Below are 21,228 nucleotides of genomic sequence, written 5' to 3' on the forward strand. Positions count from 1 at the left end.
CTCCATTTGGAAGCCTTGAATCACTCCGGCTCAGCGGCGACAAGGGGGTTTGAGTACAGAACCTAGAGCATTTTCGGTTCTGATTGAATCAGAACCGAAGCTCTAGATTCTTGTTTGACGCGTTTTCTTCACGCGAACCGGTGTCCACTTCGCTCGAAAACGCTCTAGTTGGACTTGGCGTTCTCTTTGGCGTTCTCCGCCGTCGGCGAGTCTGGCGGTGCGGGGCGCTTGCCCGTGCCGGTGATGCGCTCGATCGCGGAGCGCACGGCGTCGCCTGCCTTGCGGTCCTTCAGCATGTCGAGCAGGGGGGCGGAGGCCGGCGACCGGCGGATCAGGCTCTCCGGATCGGGGAAGATCAGTGGATCGTCCCAGGGCCCCTGCACCACGAACGGCAATTCGAAGCCCGAGGCGCTGTTGAGGCTTGCGACGCCTTTCATGTCGTATTCGCGCGTCGGCACCGAGGCCGTGCCGGTCATCGTGATCTTGGCGGCAGGTCCTTCGACCCGGATGTCCTCGGCGGTGGCGACCCCGTCGGCGAATTTCACCGCGATGGTGAGATTGTTGTAGGGCGTCGAACCGTTGCGGAAATTGCCGCCGCCCGATAGCGGCCGCCGCTCCAGGCGCTTCAGGAGCTGCTCGGCGTTGAAGCCCGCGATCGCGCCGTCGTGCCCGGTGACGGTGGCGCTGCCGTCCAGCGACTGCACGAGGCCGAACGGGCTCGAGCCCGAGGCGAACAGCGAGACGTTGATGTTGCCGCGGCCGGACAGCTTGTTGAGGCCGAACAGCTCGGTGGCGCAGGCCTGGAGGTCGACGTCGGTGAACTGGAATTGCGCCTTGATGTCGGCGATCGTGTCGGAGCGCGCGATGCCGAACGAGCCCTTGGCGATTCCGCCATAGACCTGCGCCTCGCCGACCGACAGCGCCAGCGTGCCGTTGCGCAAATTGGCGCCGATCGCGGTGCGGCCGAGCTTGGTCGGCCCGACCGTCAGCTTGGCCGCCGACAGGCGCATGTCGAGGTCGGTGGTCGACAGTCCGTTGAGGTCGAACAGCTGCCTGTTCCAGTCGCGTGCCCCGCTCGCGAGCAGGCGGAAAGTGGAGATATAAGGCGTGAAATCGAGCGCGTCGGCGGCGAGCGTCGCCTGCAGCGTCTGCCGGCCGTTATTGGCGTAGGTCATGACGCCCTCGGCGGCGTTGCCGTCGAGCTCGACATTGACGTTGGTGAGCGCGATCGAGGCGCCGACGACGTTGGCGCGTGCCTTCAGCGCGAAGCGGCCGAAGCCGCCGCTGGCGGGCTGCGGCTGCCCGGTCCAGCGCAGCGCGTTGCGCAAGGACGGACTGTCGATCGTCAGCGTCCCCTCCATCATCGGGCTGGTGCGGTTGGCGACGCTGCCGTCGAAGGCGAGCTTGAGCGGCGCGCTGGCGATCCGTGCCTTCAGCCCCGAGCGCTCGCCGGAGAGGGCCGCGACGAAATCGGAAAAGCTGATCGTGCCGTCGACGCGCTCGCCGCGCCAGTCGAACTGTCCGGTCGCGGCGAAGGAGCGCGAGATCGAGGGCCAGGCCAGCGACAGGTCGATGTCCTCGAGCTTCTCGGTGGCGTGGGTGGCGGTGTCCTCGTAATCGAGCACGCCGTCCTGGATCCGGATTTCGGAGAACGAGACCTGGTTCTCGGCCCCAGGCTTCATGGTGCGCGCGATGGTCTGGATGAAGGGGGTCCAGTTGCTCTCGCCGTCCGGCTGCAGGCTGACATGGATGCGCGGCCGCAGCAGCGCCAGGTCGGCGATCTCGAACCGTTGCAGCAAGAGCGGCAGCAGCCGCAGATTGGCGGTGAGCACGTCGACATGGAGCGCGGAATCGCTGGTGCCGCCGCCCTTGAGGCCGACGTCGTGGAACGAGATGTAGCTCGCCGGCAGCACCGAGATATCGATGCTGCCGGCGACACTCAGCTCGAGCCCGGTGACGTCGCGGATCTGCGCCTCGACCGCCTTGCGCAGCGCGTCGCGGTTGATGAGCCAGGAGGTCGCGATCAGGGCGATCAGCGCAACGCCGAGCAGCGCCGCGATCGGCGTCCCGAGGCGCTTCATTCCTTGGGCCATGGTCAATGGCGTGTCCTGATCGGGTTGGTCGTTGGAGCCGGAAGGGCGGGCCGGGAAACCTGCGTGCCCACGCCCGAGCCCAGTTATGTTAAGTGCCGCAACTTGATGGGTTTTCTTGTCGCTTTCAAGGCCGCGGACGGTTCTGCCCACCGCGTGGGCAGCTTCTATCACCCGAACGTCGCGCGGAGAACCCCGTATCATTGACGGCTTTGGAGGATTTCGCCTAATAATCGCCGCCAATAGGGCGCGACGCCTCCAAGCCGAAGGTTTCCTGTATGAACAAGGTCTATCCCGACGCCAAGTCGGCTCTGTCAGGCATCTTGAAAGACAACATGATGATCATGTCGGGAGGCTTCGGCCTCTGCGGCATCGCCGAGGAGCTTTCGGATGCGATCCGCGAGTCCGGCGTCAAGGGGCTGACGGTTGTCTCCAACAATGCCGGCGTCGATGGCATCGGGCTCAGCCGCCTGCTCGAAACCCGCCAGATCAAGAAGATGATCTCGTCCTATGTCGGCGAGAACAAGCTGTTCGCCCAGCAATTCCTCGCGGGCGAGCTGGAACTCGAATTCAACCCGCAAGGCACGCTGGCCGAGCGCATCCGCGCCGGCGGCGCCGGCATCCCGGCCTTCTACACCAAGACCGGCGTCGGCACGCTGATCGCCGAAGGCAAGGAAGTGAAGGAATTCGACGGCGAGAAGTATCTGATGGAGCGCGGTCTGTTCGCGGACCTCGCCATCGTGCATGCCTGGAAGGGCGACACCGCCGGCAACCTCATCTACCGCAAGACCGCGCGCAACTTTAACCCGATGATGGCGACCGCCGCCAAGATCACGGTGGCCGAGGTCGAGCATCTGGTTCCGGCCGGTGAACTCAATCCCGATCACATCCACACGCCCGGCATTTTCGTGAAGCGCATCGTCGAGGTTGGCACGGCCAAGAAGCGCATCGAATTCCGCAACACCCGCCCGCGCCCCACCAGCGCACCTGCGGCCGGAACAGGAGTTGAAATCTGATGGCCTGGACCCGTGAACAGATGGCCGCGCGCGCCGCAAAGGAATTGCGCGACGGCTATTACGTCAATCTCGGCATCGGCATTCCGACGCTGGTCTCGAACTTCATCCCCGACGGCGTCGACGTCAGCTTGCAGAGCGAGAACGGCATGCTCGGCATGGGCCCGTTCCCCTATGAGGGCGAGGAAGACGCCGACCTCATCAATGCCGGCAAGCAGACCGTGAGCGAACTGCCCTCGACCTCCTATTTCTCGAGCGCGGATTCCTTCGGCATGATCCGCGGCGGCCACATGGACCTGTCGATCCTCGGCGCCATGCAGGTGGCCCAGAACGGCGATCTCGCCAACTGGATGATCCCCGGCAAGATGGTCAAGGGCATGGGCGGCGCGATGGATCTCGTCGCCGGCGTCAAGCGCGTCGTCGTGGTGATGGAGCATTCGGCCAAGGACGGCTCGAAGCTCCTGAAGAAGTGCAACCTGCCGCTGACCGGCGAGCGCGTGGTCGACATGGTCGTCACCGATCTGGCGGTCTTCACCATCGACAAGCACGGCGACGGCGGCATGGCCCTGATCGAGCTCGCCGACGGCGTCACGCTCGACGAGGTCAAGGCCAAGACCGAAGCCGAATTCCGCGTGGCGCTGAAGAACACGTAAGATCTTCGCAAACGGGGCGCGCATGACGATAAGGTCCGCGCGTCCCGAAGACGCTGAATTCATCGCACAAACCATCCAGTCATCGCAGCGCGGCTACCGGTCGCGTGGCTGGTTCGATGTCGCGCTCGGCTGGCCCGATGCGCAATGCCGCGATTTCATCGCGCGCATCGCGGTCGCGCAGGCCGTGTCGATGTGGCACGTCTCGCAATTCCTGGTCGCCGAGGTCGAGGGCGAGCCGGCCGCGGCGCTGTGCGCGCTGCCCGCAGCCGGTACGGGACCTGCGGCCTGGCGCGCAATCGAGGAAGTCGCGATTGCGACCGGACTTGCCGCGACCGAGCTGGAGGCCATCCGCCAACGCGGCGCCTATACGCGCGCCTGCTGGGTTCAGGGCGGCGAGGGCGACTGGATGATCGAGCATGTTGCGACCGATCCCGTTCATCGCGGCCGTGGCCTGGTCCAGGCGCTGATCGCGCACGCGCTGGAGAAGGGGCGGGCGGCCGGATTCGGACGGACGACGATATCGTTCCTGATCGGCAACGAGCCCGCCGAGCGCGCCTACGCGAAGGCGGGTTTTGTCTTGGCCGAGGAAAAGCGCGATCCCGCGTTCGAGGCGATCATCGGCGCGCCCGGCTTTCGCATGTTTGCGCGGACGATTCCGCCAGCCCAGTCATTCTGAAGTGCTTGAGCTGCGGCATGCCGCAGCGCGCGTCGCTGCAATGACGGAAGACCGACGTTTACGACCTTGCCGCCCACACCTTGCTCCATCGCGTCGACACGCTCGCCACCCACGACGTCTCCTCGCGCACCAGGCGGAAGCCGAGATTGGCGGGCGGCACGCCCTGGGCGCAGCCGCCGGCGCGGGCATCGCGGATGAAATCCGTGACATAGGCGCGATGCGCGCCCTCGGCGACACGCACGCCGCAATTCACGGTCGGGCGGCCGGCATTGCCGGCCTCGTCGACGCGCGAGCGCACGAAGCAGGTCGAGGTCCATTCCCAGACGTTGCCGGCGAGATCTTCGACGCCGTGCTCGTTGGGGCCGAACTTGCCGAACGGATAGGCCGTGGTGTCGGAGAGGTCGCGTTCGGATTCGCGCTCATAGCGGCTGATCCAGCGCCTCGACGGATCGTTGGCATCGACCGCGACGCCGTCGTCCTTGAATTTGGAGCCGGCCGCGAAGGCCCATTCGGCGTCGCTCGGCAGGCGGTAATGATGGCCCGTCTTGCGCGACAGCCAGCCCGCATAGGCTACGGCGTCGTGCCAGTTCACCTGCACGGCGGGTCGATCGGCGGCGACCGCCACGTCGCGGTCGAGCGCGCGGCAGGCGCCGTCCTGCACGCAAAGCTGATAGTCGGATGACGAGACCTGATTGCGCATGATGTGCAGCGGCCGGTCGACGCGCATCGCGCGCAGCGGCGCTTCCGCCTGCTGCCCGCCGCGCGTGAAATCGCCGGCCTCGCGATAGGACACGCTGCCCGGCGCGACCCTGACGATCGCAGGCTCCCCGGCCGTGCCGCGCACCGCCATGGTCGAGACCAGCGGCGCGACCGCGAGCGGCCCTGCGAGCCCCGCGACGCAGGCGAGAGCCAGTTTGAGCTTGAATGCGATCAGCATGGTCATTCCCCGAAGAAAGAAGGGGCCGGTGATGACCGGCCCCTTGTCGCGTTTAGTTGGTCTTGGCAGGCGGGATTTCCGCCGGGGCCTTCACCTGCATCATCAGATCGTCGTTCCACTTGCCTTCGACCTTGAAGTGCGCGGTGGCGCCGAGGTCGGCGGCCTCGATCAGATTATGCGTGACGTAGGCGTAGATGCCGGGCTGCTGGAACTTGTACAGCGCGGCTCCCGCCGAGCCGCCGCGGATGAACCAGGTCTCGAGTCCGACTTCGGGTGCGTTGCCGAACTTGCCGGTTTCCCAGACATAGTCGCCATGGCCGCCGATCAGGTGCGGGCGGCTGTCGCGATTGGCCTGCGAATGCACGATCAGCACGTTCTCGCCGACATTGGCGGTGAGCGCATTCTTGCCGGTGAGCGCGCCGGCCTTGCCGTTGAACACGACGTGGGTGGGGATCAGCTTCTTCATCACCTCTTCGGTGTCGGTGAAGGCTTCACCCGGCGAGTCGTAGGACTTGAAGTTGCCCTTCTCGTCGCGCGGCACGTACATGTCCTGCTCGCCGATATAGTACACCTTGTCGTACTTCAGGGCGTGGCCCTTGCCGTCGTTCAGTCCGTCGCGCGGCAGCACCATCACGGCGCCGTTCATGCCGGAGACGACGTGCCAGGGAATCATCGGGCCGCCCGGGGCGCAGTGATAGACGAACACGCCGGTCTTGGTTGCCTTCCAGCGCAGCACGACCTGCTCGCCGGGATTGATCAGCGTCAGCGCGCCGCCACCGAGCGCACCGGTCGCGGAATGGAAGTCGATGTTGTGCGGCATGGTGTTGGTCGCGGGATTGACCAGCGTCGTTTCGACGTAGTCGCCCTCATGCACGACCATCAGCGGACCCGGCATCGAGCCGTTGAACGTCATCGCCTGGAAGGTGGTGCCCTTCTCGTCGATGACGACCTTCTTCTCTTCGATCGTGAGCTTGAACTCGATGATCTTGGGACCTTGCTTGGTGGCCTGCTCGTGCGCATGGACGAAGGGCGGAGCGACCAGCTCTACCTTCTGACGCGGCAATTTGAGATCGTCGACAGCCAGTGCGGGGGTCGCCAGCATCAGAGCGGTCGCTGCGGCGCCGATCAATGCGACTCTGCGGGTGAACATCGTAGGCATCCTTCATCTGGAAAGGTTTTTTGATGACGGATGCACTGTGCGCCGATCGCGGCAAGAGTGTTTGCGCTGCGACAAGGTTTTGCCGGATTCGCCTCCGCGACAGTACTTAGGTGTCTCAACGGAGCAGGATCGGTGACACGACGTTAACCGCGTCCGACGGCGTGATGCGGATGTCGAGACCGAGCGACCAGCGGCCGGACAGCGGTGCCGACATTCTGACTCGCCATTGATCGTTGCCGACGCGTTCGGCGTTTGCGGTGATCGGCGCCACGCCGCGCTCGGGATTTCCGAGCGTGACGGCAACTGCATCTGCACTCAGGGGCAGCTCGTTCGCATCTTCGAGCTGGATGGCGATCTCGACCGGACCGGCGCGGCCCGGCGAGACCGTGACGTTGGCCATGGCCTTCTCAGCATGGAGATGCGTGAAGAAGCTCTCGTCCGCGTCGGACGTCGCCGCAACTGAAGCCGCTGCGGCCGGCTCGGCGCGATGCGCGGGCGCGGCTGCCGCGGTGCTCTCCGTGCTTGCGGGCGCCTGCGCGCCGATCGCCTGCACGTCCAGCGTCACTCTCACATCGCCGGCGCGCTCGAATGAGAGAGTCACGGGCATCTGGTCGCCGGCATGAAGTGGCGCATCGAGGCCGATGAACATCAGATGCCCGCCGCCGGGCGCGAGCGTAACGACTTGTCCGGGTGCGATGGCGAGCCCCTTTTCAAGCGGACGCATGGTCATGACGCCGTCGTTGACGGCCATTTCGTGGATCTCGGTTCGAAGCGCATGGGCCGCCGACGCGGCCTGCAAACGCTCCGTCGAATGGCCCCTGTTCTCGATCGTCAAATAGCCGCCGGCGACCTTGGCTCCGCCGGGTGTCGCCCGGCTCCAGGCCCTGGTGATGACGAGATCGCCGCTGGTGGTGTCGGCCGCGATGGCGGGCGACCCGACAAGGCATGTCAGGATGATCGCGCCGGCGAACGCGCGCTTGGATGAGATCATGATCGGAGCCTTTGGAGCAGCCTTGGAGAAGAGGCGACTAGAACAGATGCTTGGCGAGCCAGACCACCGCCCAGATCGCGAGCGACGGCACGGCGATGACAGCGATGACGGCGGCGAGGGCGCCCGCGATGCCGGACGGGGCCGGTGCGACCGGGGCCGGCCGGAAGTCGTCGAAGCGCGGGATATGGCCGCGGACGTCGAGCAAGGACAGAATGAGTTCGAGTGCAAAAAGCCTCATGGGCAAACGCTCCGGATGCCGTTCCAATTTCCGTCATCATGGCCCGGAGACGCCCGCTGTGCTTTGCGCAAGCGCAATCTCCAGGCCCCGGCCGACTTTGCGCGAGCGCAAGGTCGCCCCCTCGGATCCGGGGTAATGGAGTGCATTCCGTGATTTGCCGTGGCGTCTGCACACGGCTGAAATTTACGAATGGGTAAGACATGAGAGCTGATCTTGCGGCGAGCTACGGCGAAGAGCGATTGCCACGCTACACGAGCTACCCGACCGCGCCCCATTTCTCGACGGCTGTCGGACCGGACGCCTACGCCAGGTGGCTGGCGGAGCTGCCGGCCGGCGCCAGCGCCTCGCTCTATCTCCACGTCCCGTTCTGCCGCGAGATGTGCTGGTACTGCGGCTGTCACACTCAGATCGTCCGTCGCGACGAGCTCATCGCCGGTTATCAGCGGACGCTGCGCAACGAGATCGTTCAGGTCGCCGAGACCATCGGCCGCCGCATCAAGGTGGAGCACATCCATTTCGGCGGCGGCACGCCGACGATCATGCAGCCGGAGGCTTTCGCCGAGTTGATGGCAACGATGCGCCAGAAATTCTTCGTGCTGCCTTCGGCCGAGATTGCGGTCGAGATCGATCCCCGCACATTGACCACCGACATGGTCGAGGCGATGCGGCTCTCCGGCGTCAACCGCGCCAGCCTCGGCGTGCAGAGCTTCGATCCCGTGGTGCAGCGCGCGATCAATCGCGTGCAGAGCTTCGAGCAGACCGCTTCCGTGGTCGATATGCTGAGGCGCGCCGGCATCACGGGGATCAATTTCGACCTGATCTACGGGCTGCCGCACCAGACCGTCGCATCGTGCCTGGATACGGTTCGGCGCAGCCTCACCCTCGCGCCCGACCGCTTCTCCGTGTTCGGCTATGCCCATGTGCCCGATTTCAAGAAGCACCAGCGCATGATCAACGAGGGCGTGCTGCCCGACGGCCTGGCGCGCCACGACCAGGCCTGCGCGATCGCCAATGCGCTGAAGGAAGCCGGTTACGTGCAGATCGGGCTCGATCATTTTGCCCGGCCCGACGATTCCATGGCGGTGGCCTTCGAGGAGCGGACGCTGCGGCGCAACTTTCAGGGCTACACCACCGACAAGGGGGAGGTCCTGCTCGGCTTCGGTGCGAGCGCGATTGGGCATCTGCCGCAGGGCTACGTCCAGAACGAGGTGCAGATCGGCGCCTATGCGCAGAGCATTGCCGCCGGCCGGCTCGCCACTGCGAAGGGCTACGGGCTCACCGACGACGACCGGCTGCGCGCCGACATCATCGAACGCATCATGTGCGAGTTCAGCGCCGACATCGGCGACATCTGCGCGCGCCATGGCGCGGAGGCCGAGCCGGTGCTGAGCTCGGCGGCGCGTCTGAAGCCGCTGATTACCGACGGCGTCGTGAGGCTGGAGGGCAATCGCCTCGCAGTCGCAAAGGACTCGCGCTTCCTGGTTCGCAGCGTCGCCGCCGCGTTCGACGCGCATCTCAATCCGGCAAAGCAGCTGCACAGCCGGGCCGTGTAGGTCTCTCCTCGCGCCTTGCGGGGCGAGGGAGAAGCAACCGCCAGCTTGCGCTTCGACAAGGAGACTCCAGTCCGTTCTGCTAATTTCGCAGGGGGAACGGAGTTGTCCATGTCTTTTGGATCCGACGATCTGGTCGATGACATCATGCGTACGGCGCCGCACACGATCCGCGTGTTTCTGGCCTTCAAGCTGGCTTGTGTCGGTTGCCCGATCGCAACCTTCCACACGGTGGATGATGCCTGCCGCGAGCACGGCATCGACCGCGAAAAATTCCTTGCCGCGCTGGTCGATTGCGTACCGGCGTGAAACGGTCTGGAATTCGCGCGGGTGCGCGCGGATTCTCGGGTGAGGGGACGGCTTTCGCCGTAAGCGAAGGCGCCCTCACTCCTATTCTTCGGCAGAGACGCCTTGGTGCGGCCGTTACACTGCCCCGCTGTCGGCGCTCCGCTCCGCCAACACGACGATCCCGTGCGGATCGCGCAGGATGATGCGTTGACGACCGCTTTCGACGAGGCCTTGGCTCTCCCAGCCGCTCAGGATGCGGCTGACGGTGTGCAGCGTGGTGCCGGTCATCTGTGCGATGTCCTGGCGGCTGATCGGGAAGTCGATCTCGATGCCCTGGTCGAGCTTCTTGCCGGACTGCTTGGCGAGACGCAGCAGCGCATGCGCGACGCGTTGCTCGACCTGCTGGGTCGACATTTCCAGGATGCGGGTGTGGCTCTCCTGCAGGCGCGTGCCGACGGCCTGGAGCGTATTCGCGGCCAGCGAGGGAAATCGCTCGACCAGCCGCGGCCAGGCCGAGGTCGGCCAGATCAGTACCACGCTGTCGTCGACTGCGATCGCCGTCGCCGGATATCGCGCGGCGCCGATCGCCATGGCGAGCCCGAACGTTTCGCCGGGCGCGACATAGCGCACCACGATCTGCTCGCCGGTCGGTGTGGTCTTCGCCGCGCGGACATGGCCGTGCAGCAGCAGGAAGAAGGATTGCGCGTCCGCGCCCTGCTCGAAGATGGCGCTGTTCTTGGGATAGCGCGCCGAACGGGCCTCGCGCAGGATCTCGTCCAGGGCTTCCGGCGTGACCCCGGCAAACAGCGGCAGATGCGCAACCAGCGATGTGTCGACCTTGGCCATTCTGTCTCCTTGGCGCTCGGGAGTGTGATGGCACCTGCAATCGTCTCGCAGTTTGCGATAGCGCAAAACGGGACGGCCGGGCGGCAGTATTTTTCCACAAACGACGGTCTGAATTTATTGGAGTTAACCCATGGCTGGCATCCGATCCCGCAATTATGAGGGCTGGCCACTGTTTGCGAACAGTTTTCGGCCCTTTTTCCTGCTCGCCGCGATCCAGGCGGGGCTGTCGATCCTGGCCTGGCTGCCGATGTTCTATGGCGAATTGTCGGTGAGTTCCGCATTCGCGCCGCGCGACTGGCACGTCCACGAGATGCTCTACGGCTTCCTGCCGGCTGTCATCACCGGGTTCCTGTTCACGGCCATCCCGAACTGGACCGGCCGGCTGCCGATCCAGGGCACCTCGCTGATGGCGCTGGTGATGGTCTGGCTTGCCGGGCGTGTCGTGGTGACGTTGTCGGCCGATACCGGCTGGGCGTTCGCGCTTCTCGTCGATGCCGCCTTCCTGGCGCTGGTCGTTGCCGCCGCGGCGCGCGAGATCATCGCGGGCGGCAACTGGCGCAACCTGCCCGTGGTCGGGCTGGTGTCCGTTCTGCTCGCCGGTAATGTCGCGTTTCATCTCGAGGCGCACTATCACGGCGCGGCCGATGTCAGCATCCGCGTCGGCATCGGCGTGGTCATGCTGCTGATCGCGCTGATCGGCGGCCGCATCATCCCGAGCTTCACCCGCAACTGGCTGGTCAAGTTCAATCCCGGCCGTCTGCCGGTGCCGTTCGCACGCTTCGACGGTGCCGTGATCGGATGCAGCGCGCTCGCGCTCATTGCCTGGGTCGTGGCGCCGCTGAATGTCGTCACCGGCGTCCTGATGGCGCTGGTCGGCGGGCTGCATCTGGTGCGGCTTGCGCGCTGGGCCGGCGACCGCACCTTTCGCGAGCGGCTGCTGGTGATCCTGCATGTCGGCTACGTCTTCGTGCCGCTCGGCTTCATCCTGCACGCGCTTGCGGTCTTCGGAGCGCTGCCGCCGAGCGCCGGCATCCACGCCTGGATGACGGGTGCGGCGGGAACCATGACGCTCGCGGTGATGACCCGCGCCAGTCTCGGCCATACCGGACAGGCGTTGACAGCTGCGCCGGCGATCCAGGTCATCTATGCTGCGGTCATCATCGCGGCTCTGACGCGGGTCGCTGCCGTGGTGTTTCCCGCGCAGAGCGACGTGTTGCTGCACGTCGCCGCCTGCGGCTGGCTCGTCGCGTTCCTCGGATTTGCCGTCGCGTTCGGCCCGCTGCTCGCCGGCAGCCGGCGGCGTGCGCTTGCGACGATGGGCGTGCCCGCGCCGGCGCGCTGAACTCAGGCTGCGGTCGCCGACTGCGTATCGGCGGGCGGCACCTCTGGCCGCACGCCCTTGCGCCAGTCGGTGATGGTGCAGCCGAAATGGCCGCGGAACCAGCGCGCCATGGCGCTCTGCGCGGAAAAGCCGAGCTGCACCGCGATATCGGCCAGCGGCCGGTCGGGGTCGTCGATCAACTGGATCACGAGATCGGCACGTTGCGCATCCAGGATGGCCGAGAAGCTGGTGCCTGATGCGGCGAGGTGGCGGTGGATGGTGCGGCGGGTGCAGGCGAGATGCTCGGCGACGCGATCGACCGTGCAGTCGCCACTGGCGAGCAGGCTCCGCACGACCTCGTCTACCTTCTCTTCCCAACTCGCCGGCCGGGTCTCGATCGCCTCGATGCGCTTGCGCAGATAATTTGCGATGAGGGGATGCGCGCTCGGGATCCGGCGCTCCATGTCGTGTGTCGACAGCAGGATCGAATCGTCATCCGCGTTGAAGGTCACACGGCAACCGAAGAAGTCACGGTAGCGCTTGCGATCGCGCGGCGGCGGATAATGCAGATGGACTTCCTGCGGGCGCCAATCGCTGGCGAACAGCGACTTGATGATGCGGTGGACGCTGCCGAGCGCCATGTCGATCGACTGCCGCGGCGCGCTCGGATGCCGGCCGCGCAGATGCAGCGTGACGGTCACGATCTGCTTGCCGCGGGTGACGTCCAGCCGCATGCCGTCGTGATGGATATGGATGAAGCGCGAGAACGCGTCGATCGCTTCGCCGATGGTCGCCTGTTCGCGCACGATCAGGCCAACCGCGCCGAAATTGGTCAGGCCGCCGCGCTCGGCAAGACGCAGGCCGAAATCATCGGCACCGGAAGCCTCTGCCGACAATTCGAGCAGGCGGCGCAGGCCCGTGACGGCGATGGGGATGTCCGGTTTGTCGAGGCAAGCCAGCGGCAGCCTGACCTTGCGCATCATCTGCTTGGGGTCGAGCCCGACCGACCGGGCGACCTCCGGGTAATAGCTCAAGCCTGCGCTGCGAATGAGGTCGGTCATGCGAACCGTTCCTGCCAGCCATTCCGCAGATGTCCCGAAATGTAAAGTTTCTGTCCCGATCCGTCAAATCGGGGAACAGGGCGGAACCTACATAAGGAAAACCGAAGCACCGGCGCGAATGCCGTGCTTGCCGACGGCGGGGCGCGATGGGGCCCCCGGCCGTCTCAGACCTTTGACCAAGACATTGCTGGATCGGGATTATGCCGGGAAACACGCTTTCCAAGGGTGAGGTATTCGTCATTGAGACTGACGCGGCCGCCCGCGAACAACTTTCCGCCGCGCTCCAACAGAGCGCCTATGATGTGATCTGCTTCGCCGACGGTGCCTCGCTCCTTTCGGAAGCCAAGGCGCGGATGCCGGCCTGCGTGCTGCTGGAGATGCCACCGGATCGCTCCGCCCTCGACGTGCTCAAGCGGCTGCGCGAGGAAAACTGCATGGCGCCGGTATTGGTGACCGCGGCGAATGGCAGCATCGCCATGGCGGTCGACGCCATCAAGAGCGGTGCGGCCGACTTCATCGAAAAGCCGTTCCGTACCCACGACATCGTCGGCCGGATCGATGCCGCCATCGATGAATCCGCGCAGCCCGGCGCGAGCCGGCAGGGCTGGCTGCCCGGTTGTGAGCCGCTGACAGCACGCGAGGGCGACGTGCTCGAGCATCTCGCCGCCGGCCTCACCAACAAGGAGATCGCCCGGCGCATGCATCTGAGCGCACGGACGGTCGAGGGCTACCGCGCCAGCGTCCTGAAGAAGGCCGGCGCCCGCAACGTGACCGATCTGCTTCGCCGCATCTTCGACCAGGGCTCGCCGACCCAGGCGTGAGGCCTGCCGCGGGACCGCCACGCGTTCCTCGGCCTTGGTGCCGCCGCAGCGACGCCCCACGGAAACCCCAATCGAACCGGTTCCTTCCCTGCTGCGTCCAACCATGTTGGCGAGGCATTTGATCGCGCGTCCGGTTGGCGGCGCGGCGATACCGGCAGGAGGGACTTTCATGCGCATCACCGCAAAATGTTTGGCAACCACGAGCCTGGTCCTGGTGACCACGGCATTCGCGGTGCCGTCATGGGCGGCCGAATTGGACGCCCATTCGGCGATCGACACCGTCACCGTCTATCCCGACGGCGCCACCGTGACCCGCGTCATCGCGCTGGACCTTGCCGCGGGTGACTCGACACTGGTCGCCAAGGATTTTCCGCTCGTGCTCGATCCGTCCTCCCTCCGCGTCGAAGGCGAGGCGGGCGCCAAGCTCACCATCGGCACCATCGATGCCCGGCCGCCGCGGGCGGCGGCGCCCGTCAACCTGCCCGAGCTCGACAAGCGCATCGAAGCGCTGAGAGATCAGCGCGCCGATCTGCAAGGTGCGATCGACGCGGCGGGCGCCCGGCGCAACTTCGCGCAGCGCTTTGCCGAAGCCTCTCCCGCCGGCCTCGGCGACAAGGGCGAGGCGCGGCCGATCACCGAGTGGCGCGCGGCCTTTTCGGCGGTCGCCGAGGAGATCGCGACCGCCGACACGGCGATCCGGGACGCCACGCGAAAGCAGCGCGAACTCGACCGCCAGATCGCGCAGCTCGAGGCCGAGCGTTCGGCCAAGCCGCCGAGCAAGCTGGAAGTGCGGATCGACGTCGCCTCGGCGGCCGCGACCAAGGCGACGCTGCGCGTGACCTACGCCGTGCGCAACGCCCGCTGGGTCCCGCTCTACGACGCCAGGCTCGATACCGGCGCCAAGGACCGCAAGCCTCAGCTGGAGCTGGTCCGCCGCGCCGAGATCACCCAATCGACCGGCGAGGACTGGTCGAATGTCGCGCTCGGCGTCTCCACCGTGCGGATCGGCCGCGGCGGCAGCGCTCCGGAGCTGCATTCACTGATTGCGCAATATCCGCAAGTTCCGAGGCCGCTGGCAGCAGGTTCGGTCTCCGACCTGGCGCGGCCCGCACCCATGACACGGCAGGCGCAATCGCCGGCCATGGCCAAGATGGCGGAGGCGACCGAGCCGCGCGAACGCGCCGACGAGCAGCAGGCCGTTGCCGAGATCGGCGGCTTCCAGGCCACGTTCAAAATCCCCGGCCGCGTCAGCCTCGGCGCCCAGGAGGGCGCCAAGAGCATGCGCATTGCGGCCATGACCGTGCCCGCCGATCTCGCGGTGCGTGCGGCGCCGGTGCTGGACCCGACCGCCTTCCTCGAAGCCAGCTTCAAGCAGACCGACGACACGACGCTGCTGCCGGGCAAGGTCGCGATCTATCGCGATGGCGTCTTCGTCGGCCGCGGCAAGATCTCGGCGTCGGCCAAGGACGACACCGTGCGGCTCGGCTTCGGCGCCGACGACAAGATCAAGATCGAGCGCGCCGTGCTCAAGCGCAACGAAGGCTCGGCCGGTCTGCTCGTCACGACGTCGAAGACCGACGAGCGTTCCTTCAAGACCACGATCCGCAACGGTCACGACTTTCCGATCAAGGTCGCGATCGAGGATCAGCTGCCGGTCAGCGAGAACGAGGACATCGTCGTCGAGATGCTGCCTGCGACCACGCCGCCGACTGCCAGCAACATCCGCGACAAGCGCGGCGTGCTGGAATGGTCGTTCGAGGCCAAGCCCGGCGAGGTCAAGGACATCAACTTCGCCTGGCGCATCCGCTGGCCGAAGGACAAGAGCATGGTGATCGTGCCGGCGGGTTAGGTTGCCGACCACCTTCACCGCGTCGGCGTCGGCGCCGCGCGCATCGATTGGGGCAGCACGTACGGCACGCCGTCGGCTTGATGCACCACGGCGTCGATCTCAAAAATGTCGCGGATGATCTCGCGCGTAACGATCTCCGTGCGCGGGCCGTCGGCGGTGAGCCTGCCGCCGTTCAGGACGACCAGCCGGTCGGCGAAGCGGATCGCGAGATTGAGGTCGTGCAGGATCGCGATGACCGCGGTGCCGCCGCCTGCGCGGCGGCGCGCGGCCTCGACCAGGTCGATCTGGTGGCGCAGATCGAGGCTCGAGGTCGGCTCGTCCAGCAGCAGCAGCCCCGGGCCATGCTCGGCCTCGCCGCAGGCGAGCTGCACCAGCACGCGGGCGAAATGGGCGCGCTGCTGCTCGCCGCCTGACAAAGTCGGCAATTGCCGTTCGCGGAAATCGGCAAGGCCGACTTCCTCCAGGGCCGCGTCGACGAGCAGGCCTGCTTCACGCGCGCTGCGCTCGCCCGCGCCCATCAGCACGATCTCCTCGACCGTGAAGGGGAAGGTGACGTTGACGTGCTGGGACAGCATCGCCCGCCGCGCGGCGAGCTCACGCGGCGTGAAGCTGGCGATGTTGCGCCGCTTCAGACGCACTTCGCCTGCGTTCGGGCGGAGATCGCCGGAGAGTAACCGCAGCAGCGTCGATTTGCCGGCCCCGTTCGGTCCGATGATGGCAACCATCTCGCCCGCTGCAACCGTCAGGCCGACGCCATCGAGCAGCGTCGCGCGTCCCGCGCGTTTGCTTAGAGAGCGCGCCTCGATCACGGCATTCATAGCGAGGCGAGCCCGCGCTGTCGCAGCAGGATGACGAGGAAGACCGGTGCACCGACTGCCGCGGTGAGGATGCCGATCGGCATCTCCGCCGGCGCCACGATCGTGCGCGCCAGCGTGTCGGCGACGACCATCAGGATCGCGCCTGATAGCACCGAGGCCGGCAACAGCAGCCGATGCGCAGGTCCAATGACGAGGCGGAGCAGATGCGGCACGACGATGCCGACGAAGCCGATGACGCCGCTGATCGACACCGCGACGCCGGTCATGGCGGAGACCATGACGATCGAGATCCGCTTGAGTCGCTCGACATCGACGCCGCCGTGAAAGGCGTCCGCCTCGCCGAGCACCAGCAGATCGAGACCGCGTGCGATGAAGCTGCAGGCGATCAGCGCGAGGAGGAGGATGGGCGCAAGCACGGCGGCCTTGGTCCAGGTCACGCCGCTCATCGAGCCCAGCATCCAGAACGTGATGTCGCGGAGTTGGCGGTCGTCGGCAACGAACACCAGAAGGCCGATGCCGGCATTGGCGATGGCGGTGATGGCGACGCCGGCGAGCAGGAAGATCGCGATCGAGGTGCGTCCCGAGCGGCTCGATATGCCGTAGAGGATCGCGGTCGTGGCCAACGACCCCGCGAAGGCCGCGAGCGGCAGGAGCTCGGTCTGCAGGAAGCGAAGCGCCTCGCCGAAGCGCGAATCGGTGAACACGATCGCGCTGGCGGCTGCCAGCGCGCCGCCGCTGGAGACGCCGACCAGCGCGGGATCGGCGAGCGGGTTGCGAAACAGGCCCTGCATGATCGCGCCGGCTGCCGCGAGCAGGCCGCCGACCATCGCCGCCGCCGCGATCCGGGGGACGCGGATCGACCACAGCACGAGCTGGTCGCGGGCCGTCGTGACCGTGCTTTCGCCTGTCAGCCCGAGCGCGGCAGGCAGGCGGGAGAGGGGGATGCCGGCGGCGCCGAACGTCAGCGCGATGATGGCGATGACCGCGAGCACCGACATCAGGAGAAGGATCGTCGAGGGTGCGGACGGTCGTCCGATGCCGGCGCGTCGTCCCAAGCTGCGCGCTTCGGTCCCGATCACCACGCTCATTGCCGGCAATTCACAGCCGACAGCGCCGACGTGAATCCGTCGCCCCGCTCGGCCAGTGCCGGATAGAGCCGCGCCGAGAGATCGTGCGCGGCCGACGCCGTCCGCGGCCCAAAGCCGAGCAGATAGAGCCCGTCCATGGTGATGAAGCTCTTATTGGTCGCGACAGGCGTCAGCGCAAAGCCCGGATGCGCATAGATCGCATCGGCCGGAAGCGAGTCCTTGCCGCGTTCGATCGAGAGTGCGACGTCGGGTCTTGCCGTGGCGATCGCTTCGTCACCGATGATCTTGTAGCCGTCGAAATCGTCGATGGCGTTGGTGGCGCCTGCGAGCCGAATGATCTCCTCGGCCGCCGTCCTGCGGCCGGCCACCAGTGCTCGCCCGTTCTGCAGCGACATCACGAACATGACCCGCACCGGCTTGGTCACCCTGGCACGCAGGGCGCCGAGCTGCGCAAGATCGGCGCCGACCGCGGCGCTCAGGCACGCGGCGCGCGCATCGACACCCATGGCGTGGCCGACCAGTTTTATCTTCTCGATCAGGCCGGCCTCGGTGAAGGTGTCGGGCACCAGCACCAGCGGCACTTTCGCCGTTTCCAGGATGTCCATGGTCTCGCGCGGACCCGAGCCCTGGATCGCGAGGATCAGGGTGGGATTGAGGCCCAGCACGCCTTCGGCGGAGATCTGGCGCATGTAGCCGACATTGGGTTTGTCCCGGAGCGCCGTCGCGGGATAAAGGCTTGTGGTGTCGACACCGACCAGCCGGCTCTCGAGCCCGAGCGCATAGAGAATCTCGGTGATGGCGCCGCCGATCGAGACCGTGCGCGCGGCATCGGCAACGATGATCTCGCGATTGCGCGCGTCGTGCACGGTGATGCCGGCGGCGTGCGCGGCGGATGCGAGCGCGATTGCGCTGGAGAGCAGGAGACGGGCGAGGGTGCGACAAAATGCCATTGCGGATTACTTCGTCAGGATCAGCTTGTTCTGCGAGGTCAGGCGAAGCCGGTAGTTGTCCTCGCCATGCGCGATGATGATCTCGCGTTCGACCGCAAACAGTTCGCGGCTGTCGATCCGGCCGCCACGCATGGTGAGGGTTCTCGTTGTCGCAGAAGGGCTTCCTGCCGACCCTGTCGCGTCGCCGTCGTTGTCTGCGGACGTTGCTGACATGTGAGGTGTGATGCGCTTTCGAAATCCTGGAGTGCCGCCTGTTTGTACTAGCGGCACGAGGCGCATTCCAACGGCTGCGATTTACAATCGATATAAACTGCAACCTTGTGACATTGACCGTCAGAGTGTTGCCACGTAACCAATCATGGCGGCGGGCGACTTGCCCGCTTGTCGAGACGATCAGCCAGCCAGTCGTTCGCGTTGCGAGCGCACGCCAGCCAAAGACTCCGAATTTGAAGTGAAGTGCAGGCTGGGGCTGATATGGCTGACGGGGCTAGGTATTCGCGCGCCCTAATTTTGGGCGCGTCGGTGGTTTCAATCGCGGCAATGACGACGGAGAGCAGTCTTGCGCAGACTGCATCGCCGCAAGCCGAAAGCGCGTCCTCGGAACGGTCGAAGCAGGCCGGGCGCAAGCAGGCCAAGCCGATGGCGGCGCAGCAGGCGACGACTGAAGTCCTGAACGCGCGCGCACAGGCCGGCGGCGTTGCGCCCGTTCAGACGCTCGACGCGATTACGGTTGCGGCGACGAAGATCGAGGAGCGTGCAATCGACTCGCTCGCCCCGGTCAGCACGGTGACGCTCGACAAGATCCAGGGGCTGCAGCCGAACCGGCTGTCGGATATCTTCTATGCCATTCCCGGCGTGTCGTTCCAGGAGCGCGGCGACGATCCTGCCACGGTCATCAACATTCGCGGCTTGCAGGAATTCGGACGCGTCGCCGTCGTCGTAGATGGTGCCCGGCAGAACTACCAGCGCACCGGCCACAATGCGAGCGGCTCCTTCTTCCTTGATCCCGAGCTGGTCGGCGGTGTCGATGTCGTGCGCGGCCCGGCCGCCAACATCTACGGCTCCGGTGCGATCGGTGGCCTCGTCTCGTTCCGCACCAAGGACGTCGAGGACGTGCTGCGCCCCGGCGAGCGCTGGGGCGTCGATCTCTCGGGGTCCTACGGCTCCAACAACAACCGTGGCCTCGGCTCGGTATTCGGCGGCGTTCGCGCGACGCCGGACGTCGATATCTTCGGCGGTGCGGTCTACCGCACGCAAGGCAATTACAAGGACGGCAACGGCACCGAGATCGGCAACACCGGCAACCAGGTCGAGAGCGGCCTGATGAAGCTCACGGTGCGTCCTGCCCTCGGTCACGAGGTCAAGTTCGGCGCCATCTTCCAGGACTATCAATACGACATCGGCCAGTTCAACAGGGGGCCGGTCGCGACCGCGGCACAGCGCGCGCTCTATCAGGGCTCGTCGGTCTACGCCTCCGACGCCAAGAACTACACCGGCACCATCACCTGGAATTATTCGTTGCCGAGCGACAATCTGTTCGATTGGCACATGTCGGTCTACGGCAACCGTGTCGATAACGACCAGACCAAGACTTATCACTATTCGACGTCGGGCGCGGCCCTGTGCGGCACCGGCAATTTCGGCAACAACATCTCGGGCTGCGTCGGCGACAAGCGCGGCTATGTCCTCAATACCTACGGCATCGACGCCAACAACACCACGCGCTTCAACGTCGGCGACTGGCGCAACGCCCTGACCGTCGGTTTCGACGCGTTCCAGGACGACGTGATCACGACCGATAGCCGCGGCAACTCCAACATCACCACGCCGAGCGGAATCCGCACCGTATCGGGCGGATTCCTGCAGCTGAAGCAGAACTACAGCACCTGGTTCGAGGCGGTGAGCGCGATCCGCTACGACCGCTACGATCTCGAATCGGGCAAGACGAACGGCAGCGGCGACCGCTTCTCGCCGAAGATCACTCTCGGCGTCACGCCCGTTCCAGGCTTCCAGCCCTATGTGAGCTATGCCGAAGGCTATCGCGCCCCGTCGATCACCGAAACCGTGATCTCGGGCGCGCACGCGACCGGTGGCGGACCGGCTCTCTTCCCCTGTCCGGACGGCACCGTCGGCCTGTTCTGCTTCCTGCCCAACCCGAACCTTCGTCCTGAAGTCGGCAAGAACAAGGAAGTCGGCTTCAACCTGAAATACGACAACATCTTCAGCGCCAACGACTCGTTCCGCGGCAAGATCAACCTTTTCCGCAACGACGTCAGTGATTACATCGATCTCGTGTCGTTCGGCTTCGTGACGTTCCCGGGCGTCGGATCGTTCGCCCAGTACTACCAGTACCAGAACATCGCGCAGGCCCGCATCCAGGGCTTCGAGGCGGAGACGATGTACGATGCCGGCAACTGGTTCATCGGCGTCGCCGGTCATTACATCCAGGGCAAGAACGCCGTCACCAATGTCGGGCTTGCGACCATCACCCCGCGCAAGGTCGTGACGACAGGTGGTGTCCGACTGCTCGATCGCACCCTGATCCTCTCGGCACAATGGGCCTCGTACGGCGCCAACAACGACGTGCCGGCGGGCTATCTGCCGGCGACCGGGTACGAGCTGGTCAATCTGTACATGACCTACAACGCGACCAAGGACATCGTGTTCACGGCCTCGATCGACAATCTCCTGAACCAGTATTACCGGCCCTACGCCATTCCCGGCGCCTCGACCGACGGCACCACGCAGAACGACGTGCTGTGGTCGAGCCCGGGACCCGGCAGGGTCTACAAGGCCGGCATGAAGATCCACTTTGGAGGTGCGTAACGCGCATCGCAGCACCACAAGCCTCCGCCGGGCCGCGCTGATGCTCCAGCGCG

At 65.9% G+C, this 21,228-nt stretch carries 20 protein-coding genes; 9 read left to right on the forward strand and 11 right to left on the reverse strand.

All coding sequences use genetic code 11. From position 1 onward, the window contains the following. Window positions 1-164: 164 nt before the first annotated feature. Window positions 165-2,093: an AsmA family protein gene (locus tag CO669_RS12440; protein ID WP_198964007.1), complete on the reverse strand. Its 1,929-nt coding sequence runs from the start codon at window positions 2,091-2,093 to the stop codon at window positions 165-167. 275 nt (window positions 2,094-2,368) lie between these two features. On the opposite strand from CO669_RS12440, the gene CO669_RS12445 reads away from it, so the two are divergent. From CO669_RS12445 to CO669_RS12455, 3 genes are read left to right on the forward strand one after another with little or no spacing between them, the layout of a single operon-like run. After that, window positions 2,369-3,106, forward strand: a complete 738-nt coding sequence (locus CO669_RS12445) for a CoA transferase subunit A (protein WP_097660101.1) — start codon at window positions 2,369-2,371, stop codon at window positions 3,104-3,106. Continuing rightward, the gene (locus CO669_RS12450; protein ID WP_097660102.1) at window positions 3,106-3,756 is read left to right on the forward strand and encodes a CoA transferase subunit B; all 651 of its coding nucleotides are present in this window, start codon (window positions 3,106-3,108) and stop codon (window positions 3,754-3,756) included. Before CO669_RS12445 ends, CO669_RS12450 begins: the two co-directional genes overlap by 1 nt. A 22-nt stretch (window positions 3,757-3,778) precedes the next feature. Beyond that, window positions 3,779-4,432: a GNAT family N-acetyltransferase gene (locus CO669_RS12455; protein ID WP_097660103.1), complete on the forward strand. Its 654-nt coding sequence runs from the start codon at window positions 3,779-3,781 to the stop codon at window positions 4,430-4,432. A gap of 58 nt (window positions 4,433-4,490) precedes the next feature. On the opposite strand, the gene CO669_RS12460 is transcribed toward CO669_RS12455, so the two are convergent. The 4 genes from CO669_RS12460 to CO669_RS12475 form a co-directional block, all read right to left on the reverse strand. Further along, a complete protein-coding gene (locus CO669_RS12460) occupies window positions 4,491-5,369 on the reverse strand; it encodes an SUMF1/EgtB/PvdO family nonheme iron enzyme (protein WP_097660414.1) in 879 nt (292 codons plus the stop codon). A gap of 52 nt (window positions 5,370-5,421) precedes the next feature. Continuing rightward, window positions 5,422-6,519, reverse strand: a complete 1,098-nt coding sequence (gene nirK / locus CO669_RS12465) for a copper-containing nitrite reductase (protein WP_198963977.1) — start codon at window positions 6,517-6,519, stop codon at window positions 5,422-5,424. A 124-nt stretch (window positions 6,520-6,643) separates the two neighbouring features. Beyond that, entirely contained in the window at window positions 6,644-7,519 is an 876-nt protein-coding gene (locus CO669_RS36640; protein WP_097660105.1) for a copper chaperone PCu(A)C, read from the reverse strand. A gap of 37 nt (window positions 7,520-7,556) precedes the next feature. Then, window positions 7,557-7,757 (reverse strand): hypothetical protein, encoded by a 201-nt coding sequence (locus CO669_RS12475; RefSeq protein WP_097660106.1) that lies wholly within the window; start codon window positions 7,755-7,757, stop codon window positions 7,557-7,559. 200 nt (window positions 7,758-7,957) lie between these two features. Between CO669_RS12475 and hemN the strand changes: the two genes are divergently transcribed. Further along, window positions 7,958-9,310, forward strand: coding sequence for an oxygen-independent coproporphyrinogen III oxidase (hemN, locus tag CO669_RS12480; protein ID WP_097660107.1), 1,353 nt, complete (start codon window positions 7,958-7,960; stop codon window positions 9,308-9,310). A 108-nt stretch (window positions 9,311-9,418) separates the two neighbouring features. Beyond that, the gene (locus tag CO669_RS12485; protein ID WP_028138343.1) at window positions 9,419-9,616 is read left to right on the forward strand and encodes a DUF1858 domain-containing protein; all 198 of its coding nucleotides are present in this window, start codon (window positions 9,419-9,421) and stop codon (window positions 9,614-9,616) included. A 114-nt stretch (window positions 9,617-9,730) separates the two neighbouring features. Here the strand turns inward: CO669_RS12485 and CO669_RS12490 are convergent, their stop codons facing one another. Next, complete coding sequence (locus tag CO669_RS12490; protein ID WP_097660108.1) at window positions 9,731-10,441, reverse strand: Crp/Fnr family transcriptional regulator; 711 nt, start codon at window positions 10,439-10,441, stop codon at window positions 9,731-9,733. Window positions 10,442-10,571: 130 nt separating this feature from the next. Between CO669_RS12490 and CO669_RS12495 the strand changes: the two genes are divergently transcribed. Continuing rightward, on the forward strand, window positions 10,572-11,783 hold the full coding sequence (locus CO669_RS12495; RefSeq protein ID WP_097660109.1) for an NnrS family protein: 1,212 nt from the start codon (window positions 10,572-10,574) through the stop codon (window positions 11,781-11,783). Window positions 11,784-11,785: 2 nt separating this feature from the next. Here CO669_RS12495 and CO669_RS12500 read toward each other — a convergent pair whose 3' ends face one another. Next, window positions 11,786-12,823 carry an AraC family transcriptional regulator gene (locus tag CO669_RS12500; RefSeq protein WP_097660110.1) on the reverse strand — a complete coding sequence of 346 codons (1,038 nt, stop codon included), beginning with the start codon at window positions 12,821-12,823 and terminating at the stop codon, window positions 11,786-11,788. A gap of 200 nt (window positions 12,824-13,023) precedes the next feature. Here CO669_RS12500 and CO669_RS12505 point away from each other — a divergent pair, with 200 nt between their 5' ends. Both CO669_RS12505 and CO669_RS12510 read left to right on the forward strand, forming a co-directional pair. Next, entirely contained in the window at window positions 13,024-13,644 is a 621-nt protein-coding gene (locus CO669_RS12505; protein ID WP_097660111.1) for a response regulator transcription factor, read from the forward strand. Window positions 13,645-13,813: 169 nt separating this feature from the next. Beyond that, complete coding sequence (locus CO669_RS12510) at window positions 13,814-15,493, forward strand: mucoidy inhibitor MuiA family protein (protein ID WP_097660112.1); 1,680 nt, start codon at window positions 13,814-13,816, stop codon at window positions 15,491-15,493. Window positions 15,494-15,507: 14 nt separating this feature from the next. On the opposite strand, the gene CO669_RS12515 is transcribed toward CO669_RS12510, so the two are convergent. Genes CO669_RS12515 through CO669_RS36330 form a run of 4 tightly spaced genes read right to left on the reverse strand, consistent with a single transcriptional unit; the run spans window position 15,508 to window position 18,562 of the window. Continuing rightward, window positions 15,508-16,311: a heme ABC transporter ATP-binding protein gene (locus CO669_RS12515; RefSeq protein WP_097660113.1), complete on the reverse strand. Its 804-nt coding sequence runs from the start codon at window positions 16,309-16,311 to the stop codon at window positions 15,508-15,510. Continuing rightward, complete coding sequence (locus tag CO669_RS12520; protein WP_097660114.1) at window positions 16,308-17,399, reverse strand: FecCD family ABC transporter permease; 1,092 nt, start codon at window positions 17,397-17,399, stop codon at window positions 16,308-16,310. Before CO669_RS12520 ends, CO669_RS12515 begins: the two co-directional genes overlap by 4 nt. Next, window positions 17,396-18,349, reverse strand: a complete 954-nt coding sequence (locus tag CO669_RS12525; protein ID WP_097660115.1) for a heme/hemin ABC transporter substrate-binding protein — start codon at window positions 18,347-18,349, stop codon at window positions 17,396-17,398. The genes CO669_RS12520 and CO669_RS12525 overlap by 4 nt, the downstream gene beginning before the upstream one ends. A 6-nt stretch (window positions 18,350-18,355) precedes the next feature. Beyond that, window positions 18,356-18,562 carry a hemin uptake protein HemP gene (locus CO669_RS36330; RefSeq protein WP_097660116.1) on the reverse strand — a complete coding sequence of 69 codons (207 nt, stop codon included), beginning with the start codon at window positions 18,560-18,562 and terminating at the stop codon, window positions 18,356-18,358. A 261-nt stretch (window positions 18,563-18,823) separates the two neighbouring features. Here CO669_RS36330 and CO669_RS12535 point away from each other — a divergent pair, with 261 nt between their 5' ends. Then, complete coding sequence (locus CO669_RS12535; RefSeq protein WP_198963979.1) at window positions 18,824-21,175, forward strand: TonB-dependent hemoglobin/transferrin/lactoferrin family receptor; 2,352 nt, start codon at window positions 18,824-18,826, stop codon at window positions 21,173-21,175. Window positions 21,176-21,228: the final 53 nt, after the last annotated feature.

Origin of the sequence: Bradyrhizobium sp. Y36 (assembly GCF_002531575.1) — a bacterium.
Classification (GTDB): domain Bacteria; phylum Pseudomonadota; class Alphaproteobacteria; order Rhizobiales; family Xanthobacteraceae; genus Bradyrhizobium.

Bases quoted from the DNA above. Each gene is read 5' to 3' on its own strand.
- CO669_RS12440 (WP_198964007.1), bottom strand. From the start codon at position 2,093: ATGGCCCAAGGAATGAAGCGCCTCGGGACGCCGATCGCGGCGCTGCTC.
- CO669_RS12445 (WP_097660101.1), top strand. From the start codon at position 2,369: ATGAACAAGGTCTATCCCGACGCCAAGTCGGCTCTGTCAGGCATCTTG.
- CO669_RS12450 (WP_097660102.1), top strand. From the start codon at position 3,106: ATGGCCTGGACCCGTGAACAGATGGCCGCGCGCGCCGCAAAGGAATTG.
- CO669_RS12455 (WP_097660103.1), top strand. From the start codon at position 3,779: ATGACGATAAGGTCCGCGCGTCCCGAAGACGCTGAATTCATCGCACAA.
- CO669_RS12460 (WP_097660414.1), bottom strand. From the start codon at position 5,369: ATGCTGATCGCATTCAAGCTCAAACTGGCTCTCGCCTGCGTCGCGGGG.
- nirK (WP_198963977.1), bottom strand. From the start codon at position 6,519: ATGTTCACCCGCAGAGTCGCATTGATCGGCGCCGCAGCGACCGCTCTG.
- CO669_RS36640 (WP_097660105.1), bottom strand. From the start codon at position 7,519: ATGATCTCATCCAAGCGCGCGTTCGCCGGCGCGATCATCCTGACATGC.
- CO669_RS12475 (WP_097660106.1), bottom strand. From the start codon at position 7,757: ATGAGGCTTTTTGCACTCGAACTCATTCTGTCCTTGCTCGACGTCCGC.
- hemN (WP_097660107.1), top strand. From the start codon at position 7,958: ATGAGAGCTGATCTTGCGGCGAGCTACGGCGAAGAGCGATTGCCACGC.
- CO669_RS12485 (WP_028138343.1), top strand. From the start codon at position 9,419: ATGTCTTTTGGATCCGACGATCTGGTCGATGACATCATGCGTACGGCG.
- CO669_RS12490 (WP_097660108.1), bottom strand. From the start codon at position 10,441: ATGGCCAAGGTCGACACATCGCTGGTTGCGCATCTGCCGCTGTTTGCC.
- CO669_RS12495 (WP_097660109.1), top strand. From the start codon at position 10,572: ATGGCTGGCATCCGATCCCGCAATTATGAGGGCTGGCCACTGTTTGCG.
- CO669_RS12500 (WP_097660110.1), bottom strand. From the start codon at position 12,823: ATGACCGACCTCATTCGCAGCGCAGGCTTGAGCTATTACCCGGAGGTC.
- CO669_RS12505 (WP_097660111.1), top strand. From the start codon at position 13,024: ATGCCGGGAAACACGCTTTCCAAGGGTGAGGTATTCGTCATTGAGACT.
- CO669_RS12510 (WP_097660112.1), top strand. From the start codon at position 13,814: ATGCGCATCACCGCAAAATGTTTGGCAACCACGAGCCTGGTCCTGGTG.
- CO669_RS12515 (WP_097660113.1), bottom strand. From the start codon at position 16,311: ATGAATGCCGTGATCGAGGCGCGCTCTCTAAGCAAACGCGCGGGACGC.
- CO669_RS12520 (WP_097660114.1), bottom strand. From the start codon at position 17,399: ATGAGCGTGGTGATCGGGACCGAAGCGCGCAGCTTGGGACGACGCGCC.
- CO669_RS12525 (WP_097660115.1), bottom strand. From the start codon at position 18,349: ATGGCATTTTGTCGCACCCTCGCCCGTCTCCTGCTCTCCAGCGCAATC.
- CO669_RS36330 (WP_097660116.1), bottom strand. From the start codon at position 18,562: ATGTCAGCAACGTCCGCAGACAACGACGGCGACGCGACAGGGTCGGCA.
- CO669_RS12535 (WP_198963979.1), top strand. From the start codon at position 18,824: ATGGCTGACGGGGCTAGGTATTCGCGCGCCCTAATTTTGGGCGCGTCG.